The 19888-nt window shown below is 67.7% G+C and carries 14 protein-coding genes; 8 read left to right on the top strand and 6 right to left on the bottom strand.

The features are described from left to right. Positions 1 to 126: 126 nt before the first annotated feature. The 7 genes from guaB to BN3906_RS02965 all read left to right on the top strand — a co-directional run bounded on the left by guaB (position 127) and on the right by BN3906_RS02965 (position 10271). Complete coding sequence (gene guaB, locus BN3906_RS02995) at positions 127 to 1656, top strand: IMP dehydrogenase (protein WP_066585961.1); 1530 nt, start codon at positions 127 to 129, stop codon at positions 1654 to 1656. A 35-nt stretch (positions 1657 to 1691) separates the two neighbouring features. Then, positions 1692 to 2849, top strand: coding sequence for a GuaB3 family IMP dehydrogenase-related protein (locus tag BN3906_RS02990; protein ID WP_066583874.1), 1158 nt, complete (start codon positions 1692 to 1694; stop codon positions 2847 to 2849). A 126-nt stretch (positions 2850 to 2975) separates the two neighbouring features. Further along, positions 2976 to 4883, top strand: coding sequence for an amino acid transporter (locus BN3906_RS02985; protein WP_261796813.1), 1908 nt, complete (start codon positions 2976 to 2978; stop codon positions 4881 to 4883). Positions 4884 to 4978: 95 nt separating this feature from the next. Then, positions 4979 to 6568, top strand: a complete 1590-nt coding sequence (guaA, locus tag BN3906_RS02980) for a glutamine-hydrolyzing GMP synthase (RefSeq protein ID WP_066583871.1) — start codon at positions 4979 to 4981, stop codon at positions 6566 to 6568. Positions 6569 to 6819: 251 nt separating this feature from the next. After that, positions 6820 to 7566, top strand: coding sequence for a DnaE2-dependent mutagenesis accessory factor ImuA' (imuA', locus tag BN3906_RS02975; protein WP_227871247.1), 747 nt, complete (start codon positions 6820 to 6822; stop codon positions 7564 to 7566). 77 nt (positions 7567 to 7643) lie between these two features. Further along, positions 7644 to 9260, top strand: a complete 1617-nt coding sequence (locus tag BN3906_RS02970) for a Y-family DNA polymerase (RefSeq protein ID WP_066585955.1) — start codon at positions 7644 to 7646, stop codon at positions 9258 to 9260. A 9-nt stretch (positions 9261 to 9269) separates the two neighbouring features. Then, positions 9270 to 10271 (top strand): ferredoxin family protein, encoded by a 1002-nt coding sequence (locus BN3906_RS02965; protein ID WP_066583869.1) that lies wholly within the window; start codon positions 9270 to 9272, stop codon positions 10269 to 10271. A 100-nt stretch (positions 10272 to 10371) separates the two neighbouring features. On the opposite strand, the gene BN3906_RS02960 is transcribed toward BN3906_RS02965, so the two are convergent. From BN3906_RS02960 to BN3906_RS02945, 4 genes are all read right to left on the bottom strand, one after another. Beyond that, positions 10372 to 11082, bottom strand: coding sequence for a methionine ABC transporter permease (locus tag BN3906_RS02960; RefSeq protein WP_066583867.1), 711 nt, complete (start codon positions 11080 to 11082; stop codon positions 10372 to 10374). Then, on the bottom strand, positions 11079 to 12128 hold the full coding sequence (locus BN3906_RS02955; RefSeq protein ID WP_066583864.1) for a methionine ABC transporter ATP-binding protein: 1050 nt from the start codon (positions 12126 to 12128) through the stop codon (positions 11079 to 11081). Before BN3906_RS02955 ends, BN3906_RS02960 begins: the two co-directional genes overlap by 4 nt. Before the next feature lies 1 nt (position 12129). Then, a complete protein-coding gene (locus BN3906_RS02950) occupies positions 12130 to 13029 on the bottom strand; it encodes a MetQ/NlpA family ABC transporter substrate-binding protein (RefSeq protein WP_066583861.1) in 900 nt (299 codons plus the stop codon). A 105-nt stretch (positions 13030 to 13134) separates the two neighbouring features. After that, positions 13135 to 13740, bottom strand: a complete 606-nt coding sequence (locus BN3906_RS02945; RefSeq protein ID WP_066583858.1) for a helix-turn-helix domain-containing protein — start codon at positions 13738 to 13740, stop codon at positions 13135 to 13137. Positions 13741 to 13853: 113 nt separating this feature from the next. Between BN3906_RS02945 and BN3906_RS02940 the strand changes: the two genes are divergently transcribed. After that, a complete protein-coding gene (locus BN3906_RS02940; protein ID WP_066583852.1) occupies positions 13854 to 17153 on the top strand; it encodes an error-prone DNA polymerase in 3300 nt (1099 codons plus the stop codon). A gap of 36 nt (positions 17154 to 17189) precedes the next feature. Here the strand turns inward: BN3906_RS02940 and BN3906_RS02935 are convergent, their stop codons facing one another. After that, complete coding sequence (locus tag BN3906_RS02935) at positions 17190 to 18128, bottom strand: MinD/ParA family ATP-binding protein (protein WP_187119880.1); 939 nt, start codon at positions 18126 to 18128, stop codon at positions 17190 to 17192. Between the two features lie 241 nt (positions 18129 to 18369). Beyond that, positions 18370 to 19860: a lipase family protein gene (locus BN3906_RS02930; protein WP_078057066.1), complete on the bottom strand. Its 1491-nt coding sequence runs from the start codon at positions 19858 to 19860 to the stop codon at positions 18370 to 18372. Between the last annotated feature and the right edge of the window lie 28 nt (positions 19861 to 19888).

The following is a 19888-nucleotide window of genomic DNA, read 5'->3' as shown; positions in this document are numbered from 1 at the left end:
TGTCGGCCCACCGGCGGCGGGGGGTTATCCTGATCCGTACACGGTCGCGCTGGACCGGCGCGCGACATCGGGTGCACACGACCCAGACAAGGGCGGTATCCACGGATGCAGGAGGATCTCAAGGGCATGAGCGACGTTCAGTACGTGACCACCGGAGGCGACGACCCGAGGAAGGTGGAACTTGTCGGCCTGACCTTCGACGACGTCCTTCTTCTTCCCGCGGCGTCTGACGTCATCCCCTCCAATGTGGTGACGAAGACCAGGCTGACCAGGAACATCACGCTGAACGTGCCGATTATTTCAGCGGCGATGGACACCGTCACCGAAGGTCGGATGGCAGTGGCCATGGCACGGCAGGGGGGAATGGGTATCCTCCACCGCAATCTTTCGGTGGAGGACCAGGCCGAGCAGGTCGAGATCGTCAAGCGCAGTGAGGCCGGCATGGTCTCCGACCCCGTGACCTGCACCCCGTCGATGACCATCGCCGAGGTGGACGCCCTGTGCGCCAGGTACCGTATCTCCGGGCTTCCGGTCGTCGACGGTGACGGCATGCTCGTCGGCATCTGCACCAACCGTGACATGCGCTTCGAGGAGGATTTCTCCGTGAAGGTCGCCGATGTCATGACCCCGATGCCGCTCGTGGTCGCCCAGGAGGGCGTCTCCGCCGACGCCGCCCTGCGCCTGCTGCGTGAGAACAAGGTAGAGAAGCTTCCGATCGTCAACGGGGCGGGGAAGCTCACCGGCCTGATCACCGTGAAGGACTTCGCGAAGCGTGAGAAGTTCCCGGACGCGGCAAAGGACGGCTCGGGACGGCTGCTGTGCGGCGCCTCCATCGGAACCGGTGAGGATTCCTGGCGGCGTGCAGGTGCACTGGTGGACGCCGGGGTCGACGCCCTGGTCGTGGACACCGCACACGCCCACAACACCGGCGTCCTGGAGATGGTCGCGCGGGTGAAGAAGGAGTTCGGTGACCGGATCGACGTCATCGGCGGCAATCTCGCCACCCGGGGTGCGGCCGAGGCGATGATCGAGGCGGGCGCTGACGCGATCAAGGTCGGTATCGGGCCGGGCTCGATCTGCACGACCCGTGTCGTCGCCGGCGTCGGGGCACCGCAGATCACCGCGATCCTGGAGGCGGCCGTCCCTGCCCGCAGAGCTGGTGTCCCGATCATCGCCGACGGCGGAATGCAGTACTCCGGGGACATCGCCAAGGCCCTCGCCGCGGGTGCCTCGTCGGTCATGCTGGGCTCACTTCTCGCCGGGACCACGGAAGCCCCGGGTGAGATCACCGTGGTCAACGGTAAGCAGTACAAGATGTACCGGGGTATGGGGTCCCTCGGGGCGATGAAGGGCCGTGGACTGCACGGGGAACAGCGTTCCTACTCCAAGGACAGGTACTTCCAGGCCGACGTGAAGAACGAGGAGAAGCTGGTTCCGGAGGGGATCGAGGGACGGATCCCCTTCCGCGGCAACGTCGACGGGATCGTCTACCAGATGGTCGGTGGGCTGCGTGCGGCGATGGGCTACACCGGTTCCCACACCATCGACGAGCTCAACGACGCGCACTTCGTGCAGATCACCGGAGCAGGGCTGCGCGAGTCCCATCCGCACGACATCACCATGACCGTCGAGGCACCGAACTACTACCAGCGCTAGACCGGTCCCCGGAGCGCTCGGGAAGGAACACACACATGCAGGATCAGGTCAGTATCGGAATGGGTCGGTCGGCCCGACGGGTCTTCGGACTCGACCAGGTCGACATCGTCCCCTCCCGTCGCACCCGCTCGTCCCATGACGTCGACACCACCTGGAAGATCGACGCCTACCGCTTCGACATCCCCGTGATGACCCACCCCTCGGACGCCGTGGTCACCCCGGAGCTCGCCGTGGAGTTCGGCAGGCTCGGTGGTCTCCCCGTCATCAACGCCGAAGGCCTGTGGGGTCGTCAGCCGGATCTTGAGGGGGCACTGGCCAAGGTCCGTGCCGCCGCCGGGGGAGATGATCCCCTGGGTCTGCCGGAGCCGGGTTTCGCGGCGCAGGCGGTTCTGCAGGAGCTGCATGCCGCCCCCGTCGACAACGGGCTTCTGGCGGAGCGGATCGCCCGGGTCCGGGACTCCGGGGTCACCTTCGGTGTGAGGGTTTCGCCGCAGAACGCCCGTGAACTGGCGCCCGCGCTGATCCGTGCAGGCCTCGACCTGCTGGTCATCCAGGGCACACTGATCTCCGCCCAGCATGTCTACTCTGACGGTGAACCCCTGGACCTGCGGGAGTTCGTCGGTTCACTGGACGCACCGGTCATCGCCGGCGGTGTGGTGGACTACACCACCGCCATGCACCTGATGCGCACGGGTGTGGCCGGTGTCATCGTCGGTGCGGGCACGACGACGAACGTCACCACCCTGGGGATCGATGTGCCGATGGCCACCGCTGTGGCGGACGCCGCGGCTGCCCGGCTGGACTACCTCGACGAGACGGGCGGGCGGTACGTCCACGTCATCGCCGACTCCCAGCTGATGTCCTCCGGTGACATCGCCAAGGCCATCGCCTGTGGTGCGGACGCGGTCGCGCTCGGTGCACCCCTGGCGTCCGCGGAGAATTCGGGTGGTCAGGGATTCTTCTGGCCTTCTGTCGCCGCCCACCCCCAGCTGCCCCGCGGGGAGGTGGACTCGGTCTCCGGTGCCTACGGTTCGCTGACCCGTGAGACCGTTCCGCTGGAGAAGCTCCTCTTCGGCCCGACGGACAACCCCTACGGTGAGGAGAATCTTGTCGGCGGTCTGCGCCGCTCCATGGCCAAGTGCGGGTACACCGACCTCAAGAGCTTCCAGAAAGCACCTCTGGTCGTCCGTTGATCTGACCTTCTTCCTGCAGGTCACGATCGTTCTTCAGGGCGGTGCCCTCCACCTTTCGGTTGTTTATGCCGCTCACTGTCTCCGGTATCTTGTCCGGTGACCGTGAGCGGCGTACTTTTTCCGCTCATGCAGAATGCACAGGGCGCGTCACCCATGCGCCTCGACGCCTTCACGGCGCAGAATCCCGGGCCTCTCCGTACCCCCGCCAGGGACAGTCGTCATCCCTGGTGGCAGGTGCTCTGCCTGTCCGGTGTGGACTACTTCTCGACCCTCGGCTACCAACCCGGCATCGCCGTCGCGGCCGCCGGCGCGCTCGCCCCGGTCGCCACTGTCATCCTGGTTGTCGTCACGGTGTGCGGGGCTGTCCCGGTCTACCGGCGCATAGCCAGGGAGTCGCCGGACGGACTCGGTTCGATCGGCATGCTGGCGCGCATGGTCACGGGGTGGAAGGGGAAACTGCTCATCCTGGTTCTCCTGGGCTTCGCCGCCTGCGACTTCATGATCACTGTGTCACTGTCGGCGTCGGACGCGGCGACCCATCTGCTGAGCAGTTCCTCGGATCCGTGGGTCATACCGGTGAGTCTCGCACTCGTCGCCGCCCTGGCGGCCGTGTTCCTCAGGGGCTTCCGCGAGGCCGTGAGGGTCTCCGTGGTGCTGGTGACCGTCTACCTGGGGCTGACTGCTGCGGTGCTGGTCGGCGGGCTGTGGCGGATCGTCACTGAACCCGGCCATGTCGCGGACTGGACCGGTGCACTGCAGGCGGGTCATTCGTCCCCCTGGGCGATGATCGCTGTCGCCGTGATCGTCTTCCCGAAGCTTGCGCTGGGACTGTCCGGATTCGAGACCGGTGTGTCGGTGATGCCGTTGATCCGTCCGACGGACCCGGACCGTCCCCGGGAGTCCCGGATCCGGCTCGGACGGCGGCTCGTGCTCGTCAGCGCCCTTGTCATGAGCGCCTTCCTCATCGCCTCGTCCTTGTGCGTGACGATGCTGGTGCCCGGTGACCAGTTGGCCGCAGGAGGGGACGCCAACGGCAGGGCACTGGCCTGGCTGGCGCATGAACAGTACGGAGACGTGGTGGGCAATGTCTACGACACCGCGACCATCGCGGTCCTCTGGTTCGCCGGGGCGTCGGCGATGGCGGGGCTGCTCGCACTCATCCCCAGGTATCTTCCTGCGTTCGGCATGGCCCCGGAGTGGGCCCGCAGGTCGCGCCCCATGGTGATGGTGCTCAGCGCTGTGGCGGTGGTCCTGGTTCTGGTCTTCCGGGCGGACGTCGACGCCCAGTCGGGTGCGTACGCTACCGGGGTCCTGGTCCTGCTGACCTCGGGAGCGGTGGCGGTGACCCTGTCTGCCTCACGCGCGGGCCAACGTCGGCTCCGGGGCCTGTTCTCCGTGGTCGCGGTGGTCCTGGGGTACACCCTGGTGGCCAATGTCCTTGAGCGTCCGGACGGCGTCCGGGTGGCGGTGTGGTTCATCCTCGGTATCCTCCTGGTCTCCGCGGTGTCCCGGGTGGGCCGGTCCCTGGAGCTGCGGGGCAACGAGGTCCGCTACGACCGCGCCGCGGAGAATATCCTGCGTGCCACGGTCGCCGGTTCCGGGGAGCTGCGGCTGGTCCCTCACGCGGTGACCCATGACGGCGGTGACGGCGGCTACGGTCGCTGCGACCGGCAGGTGCGCAGTGTCAACCGGCTGGTCGACGACCGTCCGCTGGTCTTCCTGGAGATCACTGTCCGCGACCCCAGCGCCTTCTCCCGGCCGTTGGAGGTCAGCGGGAGTTCTGTCGACGGTGTGCCGGTGCTGCGGGTCGCGGCCACGGCGGTGCCCAACGCTGTCGCGGCGCTCGCCCTGGACATCCGGGAGTTCACCGGGGTTGTCCCGGACCTCTACTTCGGGTGGGGTTCAGGTTCGCCGGTACGGGAGATGCTGCGTTTCCTGGCCGTCGGACGGGGTGAGAATGCGGCGGTGACACGGGAGATCCTTCGCAGGGCGGAGCCGGACGAATCCCGGCGTCCCCGGGTCCATGTCGGGTAGTCCGCCGCCCAGGTTGTCGGCCGGTCCACCGGCCGGTCCACCGTCGGGAGGGAGCCCGCGCGGGCGGCGGGCGGGCGTCAGGTAAGGTGAGCGGCGTGACACACTCGCAGAATCCCGGTTCCCCGGGCAGTCCCCGTCCGGTTCTCGTGGTGGACTTCGGTGCCCAGTACGCGCAGCTCATCGCCCGTCGCGTCCGTGAAGCCCGGATCTACTCCGAGGTTGTCCCGCACACCATGTCCGCCGAGGAGATCGCCGCGAAGAATCCCGCGGCGCTCATTCTCTCGGGAGGGCCTTCCTCCGTCTACTCCGACGGTGCCCCCGCCCTGCAGCCGGGGCTGCTGGATCTCGGCGTCCCCGTCTTCGGTATCTGCTACGGCTTCCAGGCCATGACGCACGCCCTCGGGGGGACGGTCTCCCGTACAGGTGACCGTGAGTACGGCCGTACCGACGTCACCGTCGACGGCGGAAAACTGCACTCCGGTTTCGAGAAGACCCACAAGGTCTGGATGAGCCACGGGGACGCGGTCTCGGAGGCTCCCGAAGGCTTCGAGGTCACCGCGCATTCCGCGGGTGCCCCGGTCGCGGCCTTCGAATGTGTGGCGAAGCAGATGGCGGGGGTGCAGTACCACCCGGAGGTGCTGCATTCACCGCACGGCCAGGAGGTCCTCACCCGCTTCCTCTATGACATCGCGGGCCTGGAGCCCACGTGGACCGCCGGGAACATCGCCGAGCAGCTCATCGAATCTGTCCGTGAGCAGGTCGGTCCGACCGGCCGTGCGATCTGCGGCCTGTCCGGCGGGGTGGATTCCGCTGTCGCCGCCGCCATCGTCCAGCGCGCCATCGGAGACCGTCTGACCTGTGTCTTCGTCGACCACGGTCTGCTGCGGCAGGGAGAGCGGGAGCAGGTCGAGCATGACTTTGTCGCCGCCACCGGAGCCAGGCTCGTCACCGTGGATGAGCGGGAGGCGTTCCTGTCGAAGCTGGCGGGGGTGACTGACCCGGAGGCCAAGCGCAAAGCCATCGGCGCGGAGTTCATCCGCTCCTTTGAGCGTGCTGTCGCCGGTGTGCTCGCCGACGCCCCCGAGGGTTCCAGCGTCGACTTCCTCGTGCAGGGGACCCTGTACCCGGATGTCGTGGAGTCCGGCGGTGGCTCCGGTACCGCGAACATCAAGAGCCACCACAATGTCGGCGGACTGCCGGACGATGTCGAGTTCACCCTCGTCGAGCCGTTGCGTCTGCTGTTCAAGGACGAGGTCCGTGCGGTGGGGCGTGAGCTGGGGTTGCCCGAGGTCATCGTGAACCGTCAGCCGTTCCCCGGCCCGGGTCTGGGGATCCGCATCATCGGTGAGGTCACCGCTGAGCGGCTGGAGATCCTGCGGGCGGCGGACGCCGTGGCACGTGAGGAGCTCACAGCTGCGGGGCTGGACGACACGATCTGGCAGTGCCCTGTCGTCCTGCTCGCCGACGTCCGTTCCGTGGGCGTACAGGGCGACGGCCGTACCTACGGGCATCCTGTGGTGCTGCGGCCGGTGACCAGTGAGGACGCCATGACCGCCGACTGGACCCGCGTCCCCTATGACACGCTGGAGCGTATCTCCACCCGGATCACCAACGAGGTCGCTGAGATCAACCGTGTCGTCCTGGACGTGACAAGCAAGCCGCCGGGAACCATCGAGTGGGAGTGACGCCTCCCGGCGTCGTCCGGGGTGAGGCCCGGCCGGATCGTCTCTGCACTGCAGGACGTCTCCGGCCGGGTCTTTCCGGTTCCGTGCCGGGGAACGACAGACAGCCGGAGGAGACAGCTTGACCATATTATAGAACAGGTGTTTGATAACTGGGGAGAGTCGGGACGCTCCCCTCCGGTTCCCGGTGTAGAAAAAGGGGACGTGAAACACCAGTTCAACAGGGACGAAGGGAGGTCTTCTCCGTGGGTGCAATGTCCGACTACGGAACCTCTCCGATCGCTGATGTGGTCGATGACCTGCGTCGTCGTATCACGCTCATCGCCGGGGGAGGGCAGGGGGTCGCCCCGGCACCCGCCGTCGCCCCCCTGCAGGAGCAGGATTCACTGGTGGTACCGCAGTGGCTGGGCCGTCACCTTGTCAGGGGCGGCCTGCCACGCGGTGCTGTCACCGACGTGACCGCCTGCCCCACCGCCCTGGTGGAACTGGTCTCTGCGGTGACCGCGGCAGGCGGATGTGCGGCTGTCGTCGGCTGGCCCCGTCTGGCACTGGCCGCGGTCGCAGCTGCCGGAGGAGACCTGGACCGGACCGTGGTCGTACCGGACCCGGCCCCCCACACCGGAGCAGTGCTGGGAACCCTCGTCGACGGGCTCGACCTGGTTGTGCACCGCACGGAAATGCCTGTCACCCCGACAGCGGCACGCCCGGTGGAGGCGAGGCTGCGGCGAAGCCGGTGTGCCCTGGTGGTCTGTGGGGGATGGCCGGGTGCCAGGCTCCATCTGGACTGGAGGATCGACGGGGTGACCGGACTGGGACGGGGGTCCGGCCGGATCCGTGGGGTCACGGTGTCCGGCAGCGCCCACGGACAGGGGCAGCCGCCCGTGACGTTCCGGGAGTGCGTCGGTACCCCGGCACAGCGGACCGGTGTCCAGGATGAGGCACTGTCCGGAGTGCAGGAACCCGGGGTGCAGGAACCCGGAGTGCTGGAGAGGGCGCAGTGAACGTACAGGGGAGAGGTCGCGGTACCGGTCCCGGCTCTGTGACAGGCCCCGGGAACCGGACCATTGTCCTGCGGTTCATGGACTGGCAGGTGTACGTGGCCGCGTGTGCCAGGGGATGGGACCTGCTCGCGCCGGCTGCGGTCGTGGAAGACCACCGGATCATCGCAGCCAACGGTGCCGCCCGGCGCAGCGGCGTGGTCACCGGGATGAAGGCCCGTCATGCCCTGGGTATCTGCCCCTCGCTGAACATCGGGGACGTCGACCGGAGTGCCGAAGGGGCGGCGCATGAGGAGGTTCTCGCCGGGTTGGAGCAGGTCACTGCTTCGGTCGAGACCCTGAGGCCGGGACTGGTCGCGGTCTCTGCCCGGTCCCTGACCCGCTACTACGGTTCGGAGAGCCGGGCCGTGGAACTGCTGGTGGACGCTGCCGCCCGCGCCGGGGCGGACTGTCTCGCCGGGGTGGCGGACGAACTGGTCACAGCCGTATGGGCGGCAGCTGCGGGGGTGAACGTCCCTCGGGGAGGGTCAGCGTCCTGGCTTGCGGGACTGCCGCTCGGTGTACTGGTCTCGGAACCGGTGCTCGGGGCGCCCGTAGCCATGGTGGAGACCCTCTCCGGTCTGGGGATCCGGACTCTGGCGGATTTCGCGGCCCTTCCCCGACGGGATGTCGTCGGAAGATTCGGGGCAGTGGCCGCGGCCTGGCACCGTGCCGCCGCAGGGGAGCCGGAAAGGACCGTGTCACCCGTGCACGTCTCCGGTCCTCCCCGGGTGACGGTGGAGCCGGAGGAGCCGGTGTGTTCCACGGAGACGGCCGCCTTTCTCGCCCGTCGGGCCGCCGCCGGACTGCATTCCTCGCTCGCGGACACCGGAACTGCCTGCCTGCGTCTGGCGGTCACCGCTGTCCTCGCCCCGCCTCCAGGCTGGACCGGGCCACACACGGTGGAGAGACTCTGGCGGTGCAGGGAACCGCTGACCGAGGAGGACACGGCACAGAGGGTGCGGTGGCAGCTGGAGGGCTGGCTGACCCGGGGTCTTTCCCGGGGCCTTTCCCGGGGCCGTACCCGCACAGGAGAGATTCCCGGCATCCTGTCTGCCGGAGATGACGGGGCAGAAGAAGGGGGAGAGGGACTCTACGGGGTACGTGCGGTGACGCTCACCCCGGTGGAGTGTGTTCCTGCAGGAAGCATCGCCGAGCCGTTGTGGGGAGGGACCGACGACGGTCTCCGGTCCGCGCGTGCCGCCGCCGCCAGAGCCCAGGCACTCATCGGCACCCGGGCGGTCCTGCGGCCGGTTCTCCGGGGAGGTCACGGGGTTGTCGGCAGGGTGGTCACCGTACCGTACGGGGAGGAGGATCCGGAGGAGATCCGCTCACTGCCCACACGCAGGTGGGAGGGGGAGCTTCCCGCCCCTCTGCCGGGACTTGTTGCAGAGACACCGGTCCGCCTGCTCGGGGTGGACGGCCGGGACATTGTCGTCACCGGGCGTGGTGCCGTGAGTTCGCCGCCTGCAGTGCTGCGCGTCCGGGACCGGGACTGTGCCGTCACCGGCTGGGCGGGTCCCTGGCCTGTCGACGAGCGGTGGTGGAACCCGCAGGAGGCGGACCGGTGCGCGCGGCTGCAGGTCGCCACCGACGAGCCGGCGGCACATCTTCTGCGCTGTCGGGGAAGTGAGTGGATCATCGAGGCGAGCTACTAGAGTGCAGATATGTCCACAACGCGAAACCCGCGGTCAGGAATCCCCGCACTGTGCTCCGACCAGACCCGGGAACCCCTGCCGGGGACAGCCAGAACCGGGGCCCGTACCCTCGCACTGGAGCATCCACGAGGCTGGGGCAGGGACATCCTCGACGGTGAAGCACTGGGGGCAGAGCTCTCCGCACAGGTCAAGAGCTGGCTCAAGGCGAACAGGGCACAGCTGCAGTTCATCCGCAGGCCCGGACGGGAGGGGCAGAAGGACCACGGCAGTGTCACACTCTTCATCGCAGACGCCTCCACAGCGGTGCCGGTGCTGGAGAAGATGGAGCTGGCAGGTCCGGAGGAGCTGACGCAGGTTGATCTCTCCACACCGGGTCACACCCCCGGGGCGGAGAAAGTCAGTGACCCTCTGCTGCTCGTCTGCACCCACGGCAGGAGGGACCGGTGCTGTGCGGTGAAAGGACGCCCGACGGCGGCGGCACTGGCACGGAAGTTCCCCGGGTTGGTCTGGGAGTCCTCACACACGAAAGGACACCGCTTCGCTCCGTCGATGATCCTTCTGCCGTGGAACTACTCCTTCGGGACCCTCGACGCCGACCGGGCCGTGGACATGTTCGCCACCGTCCTCGCCGGTGAACTGCCGGTCGAGGGGAACCGGGGACGGGGAACCCTGGGAGCTCCGGGTCAGGTCGCGGAGCTCGCTGTCGCCGAAGTCCTCAGAGACGCCGGACGCCCCGCCGCCCCGGGTGAACTGGTCGTCGAATCGGGTCCGGACAGTCCACAGTCGTCCTCGGCCGGGAAGAGCGGAGGACGCGCGGCGACGAAGGTGGTGCACGTGACCAGACCTGCTGTGCCGGACAGTGGCGGGCAGGCACGCACCTGGTCGGTCACCCTGGAATCACAGAGGTGTTACCCTGTCGTCTCCTCCTGTGGTGACAGGCCGAAGGAAGGGAAGTCCTGGGTGGCTGTCTCAGTTGCCGGCGACGTGGACGACAACAACGCCCGGCGGTGACTCCGCCGGGCGTCTGAGCTGTTCTGAATGGGGGGCAGGAGCGGGATCAATCCCGGAAAAGCCCCGGCCCGGAGAACATCTCCGGGGAAGACTGACGCACCTAGCGGCGCATGATCTTCCGGGCCAGCCAGTTGCCGAAGAGCTGGGCAACCTGGACGATGATGATGATCGCGACCAGGGTGACGTAGGTGACGTTGTTGTCGAAGGCGCGGTAACCGTACTGGATGGCGAAGTCGCCCAGTCCGCCGGCACCGACGTAACCGGCCATCGCGGACATGTCGACGATGGCGATGAACATGAATGTCGCGCCAAGGATCAGTGGGCCCAACGCTTCAGGGATGATCACCGTGAAGATGATCCGCAGCGGTGACGCGCCCATCGCACGGGCAGCTTCGATGACCCCCGGGTCGATGCCGACAAGGTTCTGCTCGACAATCCTGGCGGCGCCGAAGGCTGCTGCGATGATGATGGCGAACGTGGCGGCGTTGATCCCGAGGATCGTGCCGACGACGATCTTCGTCAGTGGTCCCAGGGCGGTCAGCAGGATGATGAAGGGGACCGGACGGACGATGTTGACCAGCAGATTGAGGATCCAGAACACCGGGCGGTTGGCCAGCACCCCGCCGCTGCGGGTCGTGTAGAGCAGGAGACCGATGACGAGACCGGCCAGGCCACCGCCGACCAGTCCCCAGATCGCCATGTAGAGCGTCTGCCCGATGGCGTCCCGAAAGATGGGGCTGAGGTAGTCCCAGTCGGTGTCCTTGGCGAGGATGAGGGTGTCGAGGACACCGGAGGTGTCTGTGCCGGTCATCGGATCTCCTCGATCTCGGTCGTGGTGGACAGGGAGCGGTGGAACTCGTCGACTGCCCGTTCTCCGGCGTCGTCCGTGGCGGTCATCCGCACGGTGAGACGGCCGAAGGAGTGCTGCTGCAGCGTTGTCACACCGCCGTGGACGATGTTGACGCTCACGCCGGCACGCTCAGCTTCGGACACGGCGTGGAAGAACCCTGCCCCCTCCTTCATCGTGACGGTGAACAGGCGACCCACCCCGGTGTTGAGGTCGGATGCCTCGATGAGGTCCGGGGTGTTGCGCAGTGAGGTGGCCACGAAGTTGGCGGCGACGTCGGTCTTCGGTGAAGAGAAGACCTCGTAGACGCTGCCCTTCTCGACAACCTTGCCCTGCTGCATCACCACAACAGTGTCCGCGATGGTGCGCACGACCTCCATCTCGTGGGTGATGACGACGATGGTGATCCCGAACTCCTCGTTGACCTTGCGCAGCAGTTCCAGAACCTCGCGGGTCGTGGAGGGGTCGAGTGCGGAGGTCGCCTCATCCGCCAGGAGCAGGGAGGGGTTCGTGGCCAGGGCACGGGCGATGCCCACGCGCTGCTTCTGCCCGCCGGAGAGCTGTTCAGGCCATGACTTCCCCTTGTCCGCCAGTCCGACGAACTCGAGGAGCTCCGTGACCCGTGCCTCCCGGTCCTGACGGGACATTCCCTGCAGTTTCAGCGGGTAGGCGACGTTGCCTGCAACTGTGCGGGAGGTCAGCAGGTTGAACTGCTGGAAGATCATGCCGATGTCGCGGCGGATGTCCCGCAGCTGCCGCTCCGAGTATCCGACGATGTTCTTCCCGTCAAGGAGAATCTCGCCGCTGTCGGGGACGTCCAGTCCGTTGATCTGGCGGACCAGGGTCGATTTTCCGGCACCGGAGTATCCGATGATGCCGACGATCGACCCGCCGGGGATGTCGATGGAGACGTCGTCGAGAGCGACGATCTGCTTCTTTCCCTGACGGAAGGTCTTGTTGACGTGCCGGAACTCGACGGATGTGCCGGTCCGGGCTGCGGGGTCCGACATGTTACTCGCCGGCGCCTTCGTTGCGGAACTGCTCTTCGGTGTCGGAGAGGATCTTGTTGAGTTCGTCCTGGGACTTCTTGACCTCGACGGCGGAACCGGAGGTGTCCTCCTGGACGGCCTTCTGGACCTCCGGGTCGTGGAAGATCTCGACCAGCTTCAGGTAGTCTTCGTTGTTCACCTGGTCTGCCCTGGTCGCCCAGACGTTGATGTAGGGGGCGGCGGCAGGATCGTCCGGGTTGTCCTTGACGATGGCGTTGTCGGGGGTGACGCCGGCGGAGACCATGAAGTTGTTGTTGATCGCCGCGACCTTGCCGTCGTTGTAGGCGACCGCGGTCTGTGACGCGTCGACAGCGGTGACCTTGACCTTGGACTTGTCGGTGTCGATGTCCGCGGGGGTCGGTGCGACGAGGTTGTCTTTCTTCAGGGTCACCAGACCGGCCTTCTCAAGCACGAAGATCGCACGTCCACCGTTGGTGTTGTCGTTGGGGATGACCACTTCGCCGGCTTTTGCGATGTCATCGACTGTCTTGGCGTCCTTGGCGTAGATCCCCATCGGGAAGATCTCCGTTGATCCAAGGACCTTGAGGTCGGTGCCGGACTTCACGTTGTACTCGGCGAGGAACTGGATGTGCTGGAACTGGTTGACGTCCAGGTCACCTTCATTGAGTGCCTGGTTCGGAGTGTTGTAGTCCGTGAACCCCTTCATCTCCACGTTGAGACCTGCTGCCTTGGCCTTCTCCTGGAAGACCTTCCACTGGCTCTTGTCCGCTTCGGTGGAGCCGATGGTGATGACGTCGTCGTCGGATCCGTCTGAGGCGCAGGCGGTGATGCCGGCGGCGAGACCGAGGGTGACTGCGACGGCTGCGGCCTTGCGGAACAGCGGGGTACGGCGGATATGCATGGATTCTCCTGTGCTGGGTGGTGCCTGGACGTCAGATCCGGAAGTGTCCGGATGATTGTAGTAGTACTACCGTTTAACGGACCGCTCTGTCTAGTCGAGTTCCTTTCACGCTGATTCTGAGGGGTCCGGCACGGTGGCGTTCAGGTGCACCCGTTCGCCGCTGCGACTGCTGAGGCCGAGGTATTCCACGGCCTGCGGGCCGCCGGCGCCGAACCAGTGGGGAAGGGTGCAGTCGAACTCCGCGGATTCCCCGGGCTCCACCGTGTATTCATGGCCGTCGAGGACCAGTCTCAGGGTGCCGGCGAGGACGTAGATCCACTCCCGTCCCGGGTGGGACCGCATGTCCGGAACCCGGTCCTGCGGGCGACGGGTCCCGGGGACCACCGTCTTGTGTGCCGAGACCGGTCCCTCCCCTCCCAGGTCGAGGTGGACCACTCCGCCACGGGTGAGTGGCCGGATGTCGATCCTCGGGTCCCCGGTCCCAGGTGAGCCGACGAGGTCGTCGAGGGAGACCCGGAAGAGTTCGGCGAGGGGGAGGAGAAGGTCGAGGGAGGGGCGACGTTTCCCGGATTCGAGCCGGGACAGGGTGCTGCGTGAGATCCCGGTGCCCTCGGAGACGTCGGCGAGGGTGAGCCCGCGGGCGGTGCGGGTCGCCCGGAGGCGGGGTCCCACACGGTCCAGCAGGTGGTCGGTGCGGTGCTGCTGTGCCATTCCGGCAACCCTAGTTGCTTTCCTCTTTTCCTGTCCCCCGTTCCCGTATCTCCGGCAGCGCCGGGAGAAGCGGTTCGCGCCAAAGCTTCCGCACATCTGCTATATTCGAACATATGTTCAGTCGTGGTGGTCCGCTCAACTGGTCACGTCTGGAGAGACTGCTCTCGGGGAAGGACTCCGGACCACTGCATGCCGTCGGTGTGGGGGAGAGCGGACGCGACACCCTCTGGAACTCCGACGTGTCCGCCGACCTGACCGGCCCTGCCCGCCGGAACACCGGTGCGGCAGCACCGGTGCCTTTCGCAGAACTCCACGCCGCAGGATCCTACAATTTCCTCCGCGGTGCAGGAGACCCGGAGGAGATGGTCGCCACCGCGGCGTCCCTCGGCCTCACCGCCCTGGCACTGGTCGACAGGGACGGCCTGTACGGTGCCGCCCGTTTCGCCACCGCGGCCGCCGGGTACATCTCCCGGACCGGCTGCGGCCCCGCCACGGTCTTCGGAGCGGAGCTCAGTGTCAACGGTCCGGGGTCGGCACCGTTGACCGTGCTCTGCCGGGGACCGGAGGGGTACCGCAGACTGTCCCACGTGATCACCCGGGCCAGACTCGGCTCGGGCGGGCACCGTGACAAAGCCACCGTCACCTACCCGGGACTGTCGGAACTGGCTGACGCCGCCGGCGGCCACTGGACCGTGCTCATCGACCACGGTCACCTGGACAGCGGAGCCGGGGTGACGGACATCATCGAGGCCTTCGGAGCGGAGTGCTGTGTCATCGAACTGCAGCTCACCATGAGCCCGGAGGACGTCGACCGGAACCTGGCCCTCCACGGGCTGGCACAGGCACACGGTGTCAGGGAGACGGTGAGCGGTGCCGTGACCTGCCCGACCCCGGCGTCCTCCCGGCTGGCGGGGGCGAAGGCCGCGTTGAACGGCAGGACCGACGTCACCGCCGCATCCCCGGTAACCCACCCGCTCGGCGGGCCGTGGCTGCGGTCGGGGGAGGAGATGCTGGACGCCGCAGGTGACTGCACCTGGCTGAGGGACGCCGTGGTCAGGAGTGCGGAGATAGCCGCAGGATGCGCCTTCACGCTCAACCTTGTCGCTCCCGGCCTGCCCCACGCCGACGTCCCCGACGGCTGGAGTGACATGGAGTGGCTGAGGGAACTGACCCGCAGAGGAGCGGACCGACGGTACGGCCCGCAGGAGACCAACCCGCGGGCCCGGGAAGTCATCGACCATGAGCTGGCCATCATCGAGCAGCTCGACTTCCCGGGGTATTTCCTCATCGTCCACGACATCGTCGACTTCTGCCGCAGATCGGGGATCTTCTGCCAGGGTCGTGGTTCGGCGGCCAACTCCGCCGTCTGCTTCGCCCTCGGCATCACCAACGTCGACGCCGTCGCAGCGGACCTGCTGTTCGAGCGGTTCCTCTCCCCGGAGCGGGACGGTCCTCCGGACATCGACCTGGACATCGAGTCCACCCGACGTGAGGAGGTGATCCAGTACGTCTACGACAGGTACGGCAGGGACTACGCCGCCCAGGTCGCCAATGTCATCACCTACCGGCGTAAAGGTGCGTTGAGGGATGCCGCGCGCGCCCTGGGACACGACCCTGGACGGGTGGACGCCTGGTCCCGGGGGGTGGAGGACCCGCCGGCGCCGGTCACGGACCTGGCCTCCCGGCTGCTCGGACAACCTCGCCACCTCGGCATCCACTCCGGTGGAATGGTGATCTGTGACCGCCCTGTCTCCGATGTCGTCCCGGTGGAGTGGGCGCGCCGGGCGGACCGCTCGGTGGTGCAGTGGGACAAGGACGACTGCGCGGCAGTCGGACTGGTGAAGTTCGATCTGCTGGGACTCGGCATGCTCGAGGCACTGCACCACTGTGTCGACCTGGTGGAGGAGACCACCGGCAAGAGGATCGAACTGTGGCAGCTCGCCCCCACCGACCCGGAGGTCTACGCCATGCTCGCCAGGGCGGACGCCGTGGGCGTCTTCCAGGTGGAGTCCCGTGCCCAGCTCGCGACACTTCCCCGGCTGAGGCCACGGACCTTCTACGACCTGGTCGTCGAGGTGTCGCTCATCCGTCCGGGGCCGATCCAGGGAGGGTCCGTGCACCCCTACATACGACGCAGGAACGGTGAGGAACCCGTCACCTACGACCACCCCTGTCTGGAACCGGTGCTCAGGAGGACCCTGGGCGTCCCCCTGTTCCAGGAGCAGCTCATGCAGATCGCGGTGGTCGTCGCCGGATTCAGCGCCGCCGAGGCGGACAGTCTCCGCCGGGCCATGGGGTCGAAACGCTCACCGCAGAAGATGGAGCGGATGCGTTCACGGTTCCTCTCCGGGGCAGAGCGGCTCCACGGGTTGACCGGGGAGGTGGCCGACAGTCTGTGGAAGAAAGTCGTCGCCTTCGCCTCCTACGGTTTCCCGGAGTCCCACGCCCAGTCCTTCGCCTCACTGGTGTACTTCTCCGCATGGTTCAAGTACCACTATCCGGCGGAGTTCTGTGTGGCACTGCTGCGCGCCCAGCCCATGGGCTTCTACTCCCCTCAGTCACTCATCGCCGACGCCCGACGCCACGGTGTCCCCGTCCTGCCCGTCGACGTGAACTTCTCGGGCGTCGGGGCGACGGTCGAGACGGTCCGTGACGCTGACGGCCGGGGACAGGTGGGGGAGCCCGGTGCCCGCGTCCGCGGCATCCGCCCGGGGCTCACCTCCGTCCGCGGCATCGGTACCGGGGTTGCTGAAGCGATGGTGGAGGCGAGGAGAAAGGTGGGGCGGTTCAGCACGGTGGCGGACCTGTCCAGGGAGGCCGGGCTCGGGGTCGACCAGGTTGAGGCGCTGGCACGTGCAGGAGCCTGCGACTCGTTGGGGCTGACGCGTCGCCGGGCGGTGTGGGCGGCGGGCCAGGCGGCCACGGAAAGACCCGGGATGCTCCCCGGCATCTCCGTGGTCTCCACACCGGCGCTGCCCGGCATGAGTGCCCTTGAACTGGCGGCCGCGGACATCGCCGAAACAGGGGTGACCACTGACGGTCACCCCGTCCGACTGCTGCGCAGGACACTCGACGCCTGGCCCGGACCCTTTCCGGTGGTTCCGGCGGAATCCCTGCTGTCGGTGGAGGACGGGCGGCGCATCCTCGTCGCCGGAGTGGTGACCCACCGTCAGCGGCCCGCGACGGCGGGTGGGGTGACTTTCCTCGGTCTGGAGGACGAGACAGGTCTGGTCAACGTGATGGTCTCCCCGGGACTGTGGCGGGCACGCAGGGCGGTGGCTTCCGGGGCGGGGATGCTGATGGTCCGGGGCATCGTGGAGAACGCGAACGGGGCGGCGACAGTCCGCGCGGACCAGTTGTCGGCGCTGGAGACCGCCGAGGTGCTGGCAGGACGCTCCCGGGACTTCCGGTGACAGGTGAGGGCGCCGGTGGCGGGAAACGGGGTGCCCTCAGACGGCGGCGTGGCGGTGCCAGGAGGTGAAGTCCTCCGCCACGGTCGCCGCCAGTTCCCGGTACGCCAGCAGGGTCGCGGGCCTCAACCTGGCGAGATCCACCACCGCCCCCTCGGACAGGTGGCGGTCAAAGGGGACCGGGCACACCGCCCTGGTCCGGGAACCGAAATGACTGACAAGCACCGCCGGATCCACCGCAGCCTGCCCGGGGCGGGCGCCGGAGACCACGACCACAGCATTCGCAGCAAGAGCACCTCGCCCGTGGGCTTCCAGCCAGTCGAGGGTGGCCTCCGCAGACTGCACCCCGTCGAGGGCGGGGGAGGTGACCAGGACCAGGGTGTGCGCCAGGTCCAGTACCCCGGCCATCGCACTGTGGAGAAGTCCTGTGCCGCAGTCGGTGAGAATGATGTTGTAGTGGTGCTGGAGGATGTCGACGGCGCGGCGGTAGTCGTCCTCACTGAACGCCTCCGACACCGCCGGGTCACGGTCCGACCCGATGACCTCGAGCCTGCTGGAGGACTGACTGGCGCACGCCTTCACCTGTGGGTAACGGGAGAAGTCGGGCACGGCCAGCAGATCCCTGACGGTCGGGGCGTCCGGGGGTTCCCCCACCCTGCGTGCAAGTGTCCCCAGGTCCGGGTTGGCGTCCACCGCGACGACCCGGTCACCGCGCAGTGAGGCGAAGACCCCGCCGAGAGTGACAGTGGTGGTGGTCTTGCCCACACCACCTTTCAGGCTCATCACGGCGATCCTGTGGTCGCCGCGCAGTGGCGTCCTGATCCTGTCGAGGAGCCCGCGCTCCGCCGCCTGCCGCGAGGATTCGCCGGGATTCACCCTCCCACGTGACAGCCGGTGCACGACACGACGCCATCCCCCCGGAGGCGCAGCTTCCACCGCCCCCCCGCAGATCATCCGGTCCCAGTTCTCCCCAGTCATTTCCCCCGTTCATGGGCACGACCGTACAGTACCGTCCGCGACGGCGGAAGGCTCAGACCCCCCGGGCAGGGGCAGAGGTCCTGCGGGCCCCGACAATCCGGTCCGACAAGCCGGTCCGCCAGGCCGGCGATGTTTATAAGAGAAAGGGCCCCGACAATCCGGTCCGACAAGCCGGTCCGCCAGGCCGGCCCACCGCCGACCCTGCAGCCCCGGCCCGCCGCCGGGCCGTCAGTCCACGGACTCAGTCCACGGACCCGGCAGACTCCGTCAGTTCCCCGCAGTTGGAGGGTGCGGGCACATTGTTGAACCGGTCGTTGATGTACCGGAACGCCGTGCCCGCCTGAGTGAGCAACGGCACAGCATGGTTGATCGCCGAGCGGGGGAGAAGCGAGGCGGTCTCCTCCGTGGTGAACTGCACGGTGGCTCCCAGCGAGCAGTAGTCGGCGGCAGTGTCCCGGGCCTGGCTCCAGGGGATCGTGTCATCGTTTCTGCCGTTGACGATGAGAACCGGGGAGGCGGGCCTGCGTGAACCCAGCCGCAGGTTCGTGTCGGACAGCACGTCGCGCAGGCGCGGATCCTCCCGGATGATCTCCGGGAACGACCTGCCGTCCCGGGTCAGAGTGCGCGAGTCCCGCAGACCCCAGTTGAGCACTGAGGTGATGATGCACTCGTCTGCCGTGGAGGAGACGTATCGGTGGCCCTCCTCGTTGAAGTACTCGTCCTTCAGGGAGACCAGTTCCGGGTGTCGGGCCCACACGCCGTTGAGGGCGTAGCCGAGCACACCCGCGATGAGATTGCCGTCGACGGCCCCGGCGACGGTGTCGAGCCTTCCGGGGGGAGCTCCGGCGAACGTGCCACGCACATTCAGTTCCGGCGCATAGGACGCCGCGAGTTCGGCTGCCCCTGCCGCGGCACCGCCGCCCTGGGAATACCCGAAGAACGCCACGGGTGAGTCCGCCGGTGCTCCGGCGAACTCCAGTCCTGCGCGTGCACCGTCGAGTACGGCGTGACCTTCCTCGGTGTGGTTGACGTAGGTGTGCTGACCGGGGGTTCCGAGGCCGATGAGGTCGACGACGACGACCCGGTAGCCCAGTGCGGAAGCCAGGGCGTGGAAAGGGTACTCGTAGTTGATGTTGAGGTTCAGGGTTCCGTTGTCCGTCCCGACCCCGGCGAGCAGGGCACCGGAACGGGACGGGGCGCAGTGGTCTCCTGCACCGCGGGTCCCCGGAGCGAAGACGACGGTGGGGGTCGGGCCGGGACCGTCCCACTTCCCGGAGGGCTGGAGAACCACCCCGCTGGTGGCGACCTTCACCCCGTCCTGGGTGGTGGAGGTGTACAGGATCCGGTCCGCCCTGCCGGGGGCGTCACCGGTGTCGAAGGCGTCGAGGAGCTGGGGGGCGAACTGGCTGCGGATCAGGGATCCGGGGGTTGCCGGGATCCGGTCCGGCGGAGTGTAGAACGGGTCGTCCGCGGGCAGCGCGATGGTCGGGTCGGAAGCTGTGAGCGACGGGGGAACGCCGGGAACCGTGGCGTCCCCGGCGGTGGCGGGGGTGACGGTCGAGACTGTCACGGCGAGTGCGGTGGCCACCGCGAGCGCGGTGGTCAGGACCGGCGGAGCGGTCGGGGAGCGGTGCGTGTGCAGGTGTGCCGACCGGCGTGGGTGACGGCGGGCGAGAACCCGGGTGAGGGTACCGGTGTGACCCGGGGCAGATCGGAATCGGAGAAACGTCATGGACCGAGACGATATACCTTGCCAAACA

Origin of the sequence: Corynebacterium provencense, from assembly GCA_900049755.1 — a bacterium.
GTDB lineage: Bacteria > Actinomycetota > Actinomycetes > Mycobacteriales > Mycobacteriaceae > Corynebacterium > Corynebacterium neomassiliense.
Note: the sequence above shows the minus strand (reverse complement) of the source record. Positions and strands in the feature narration are given on the sequence as shown.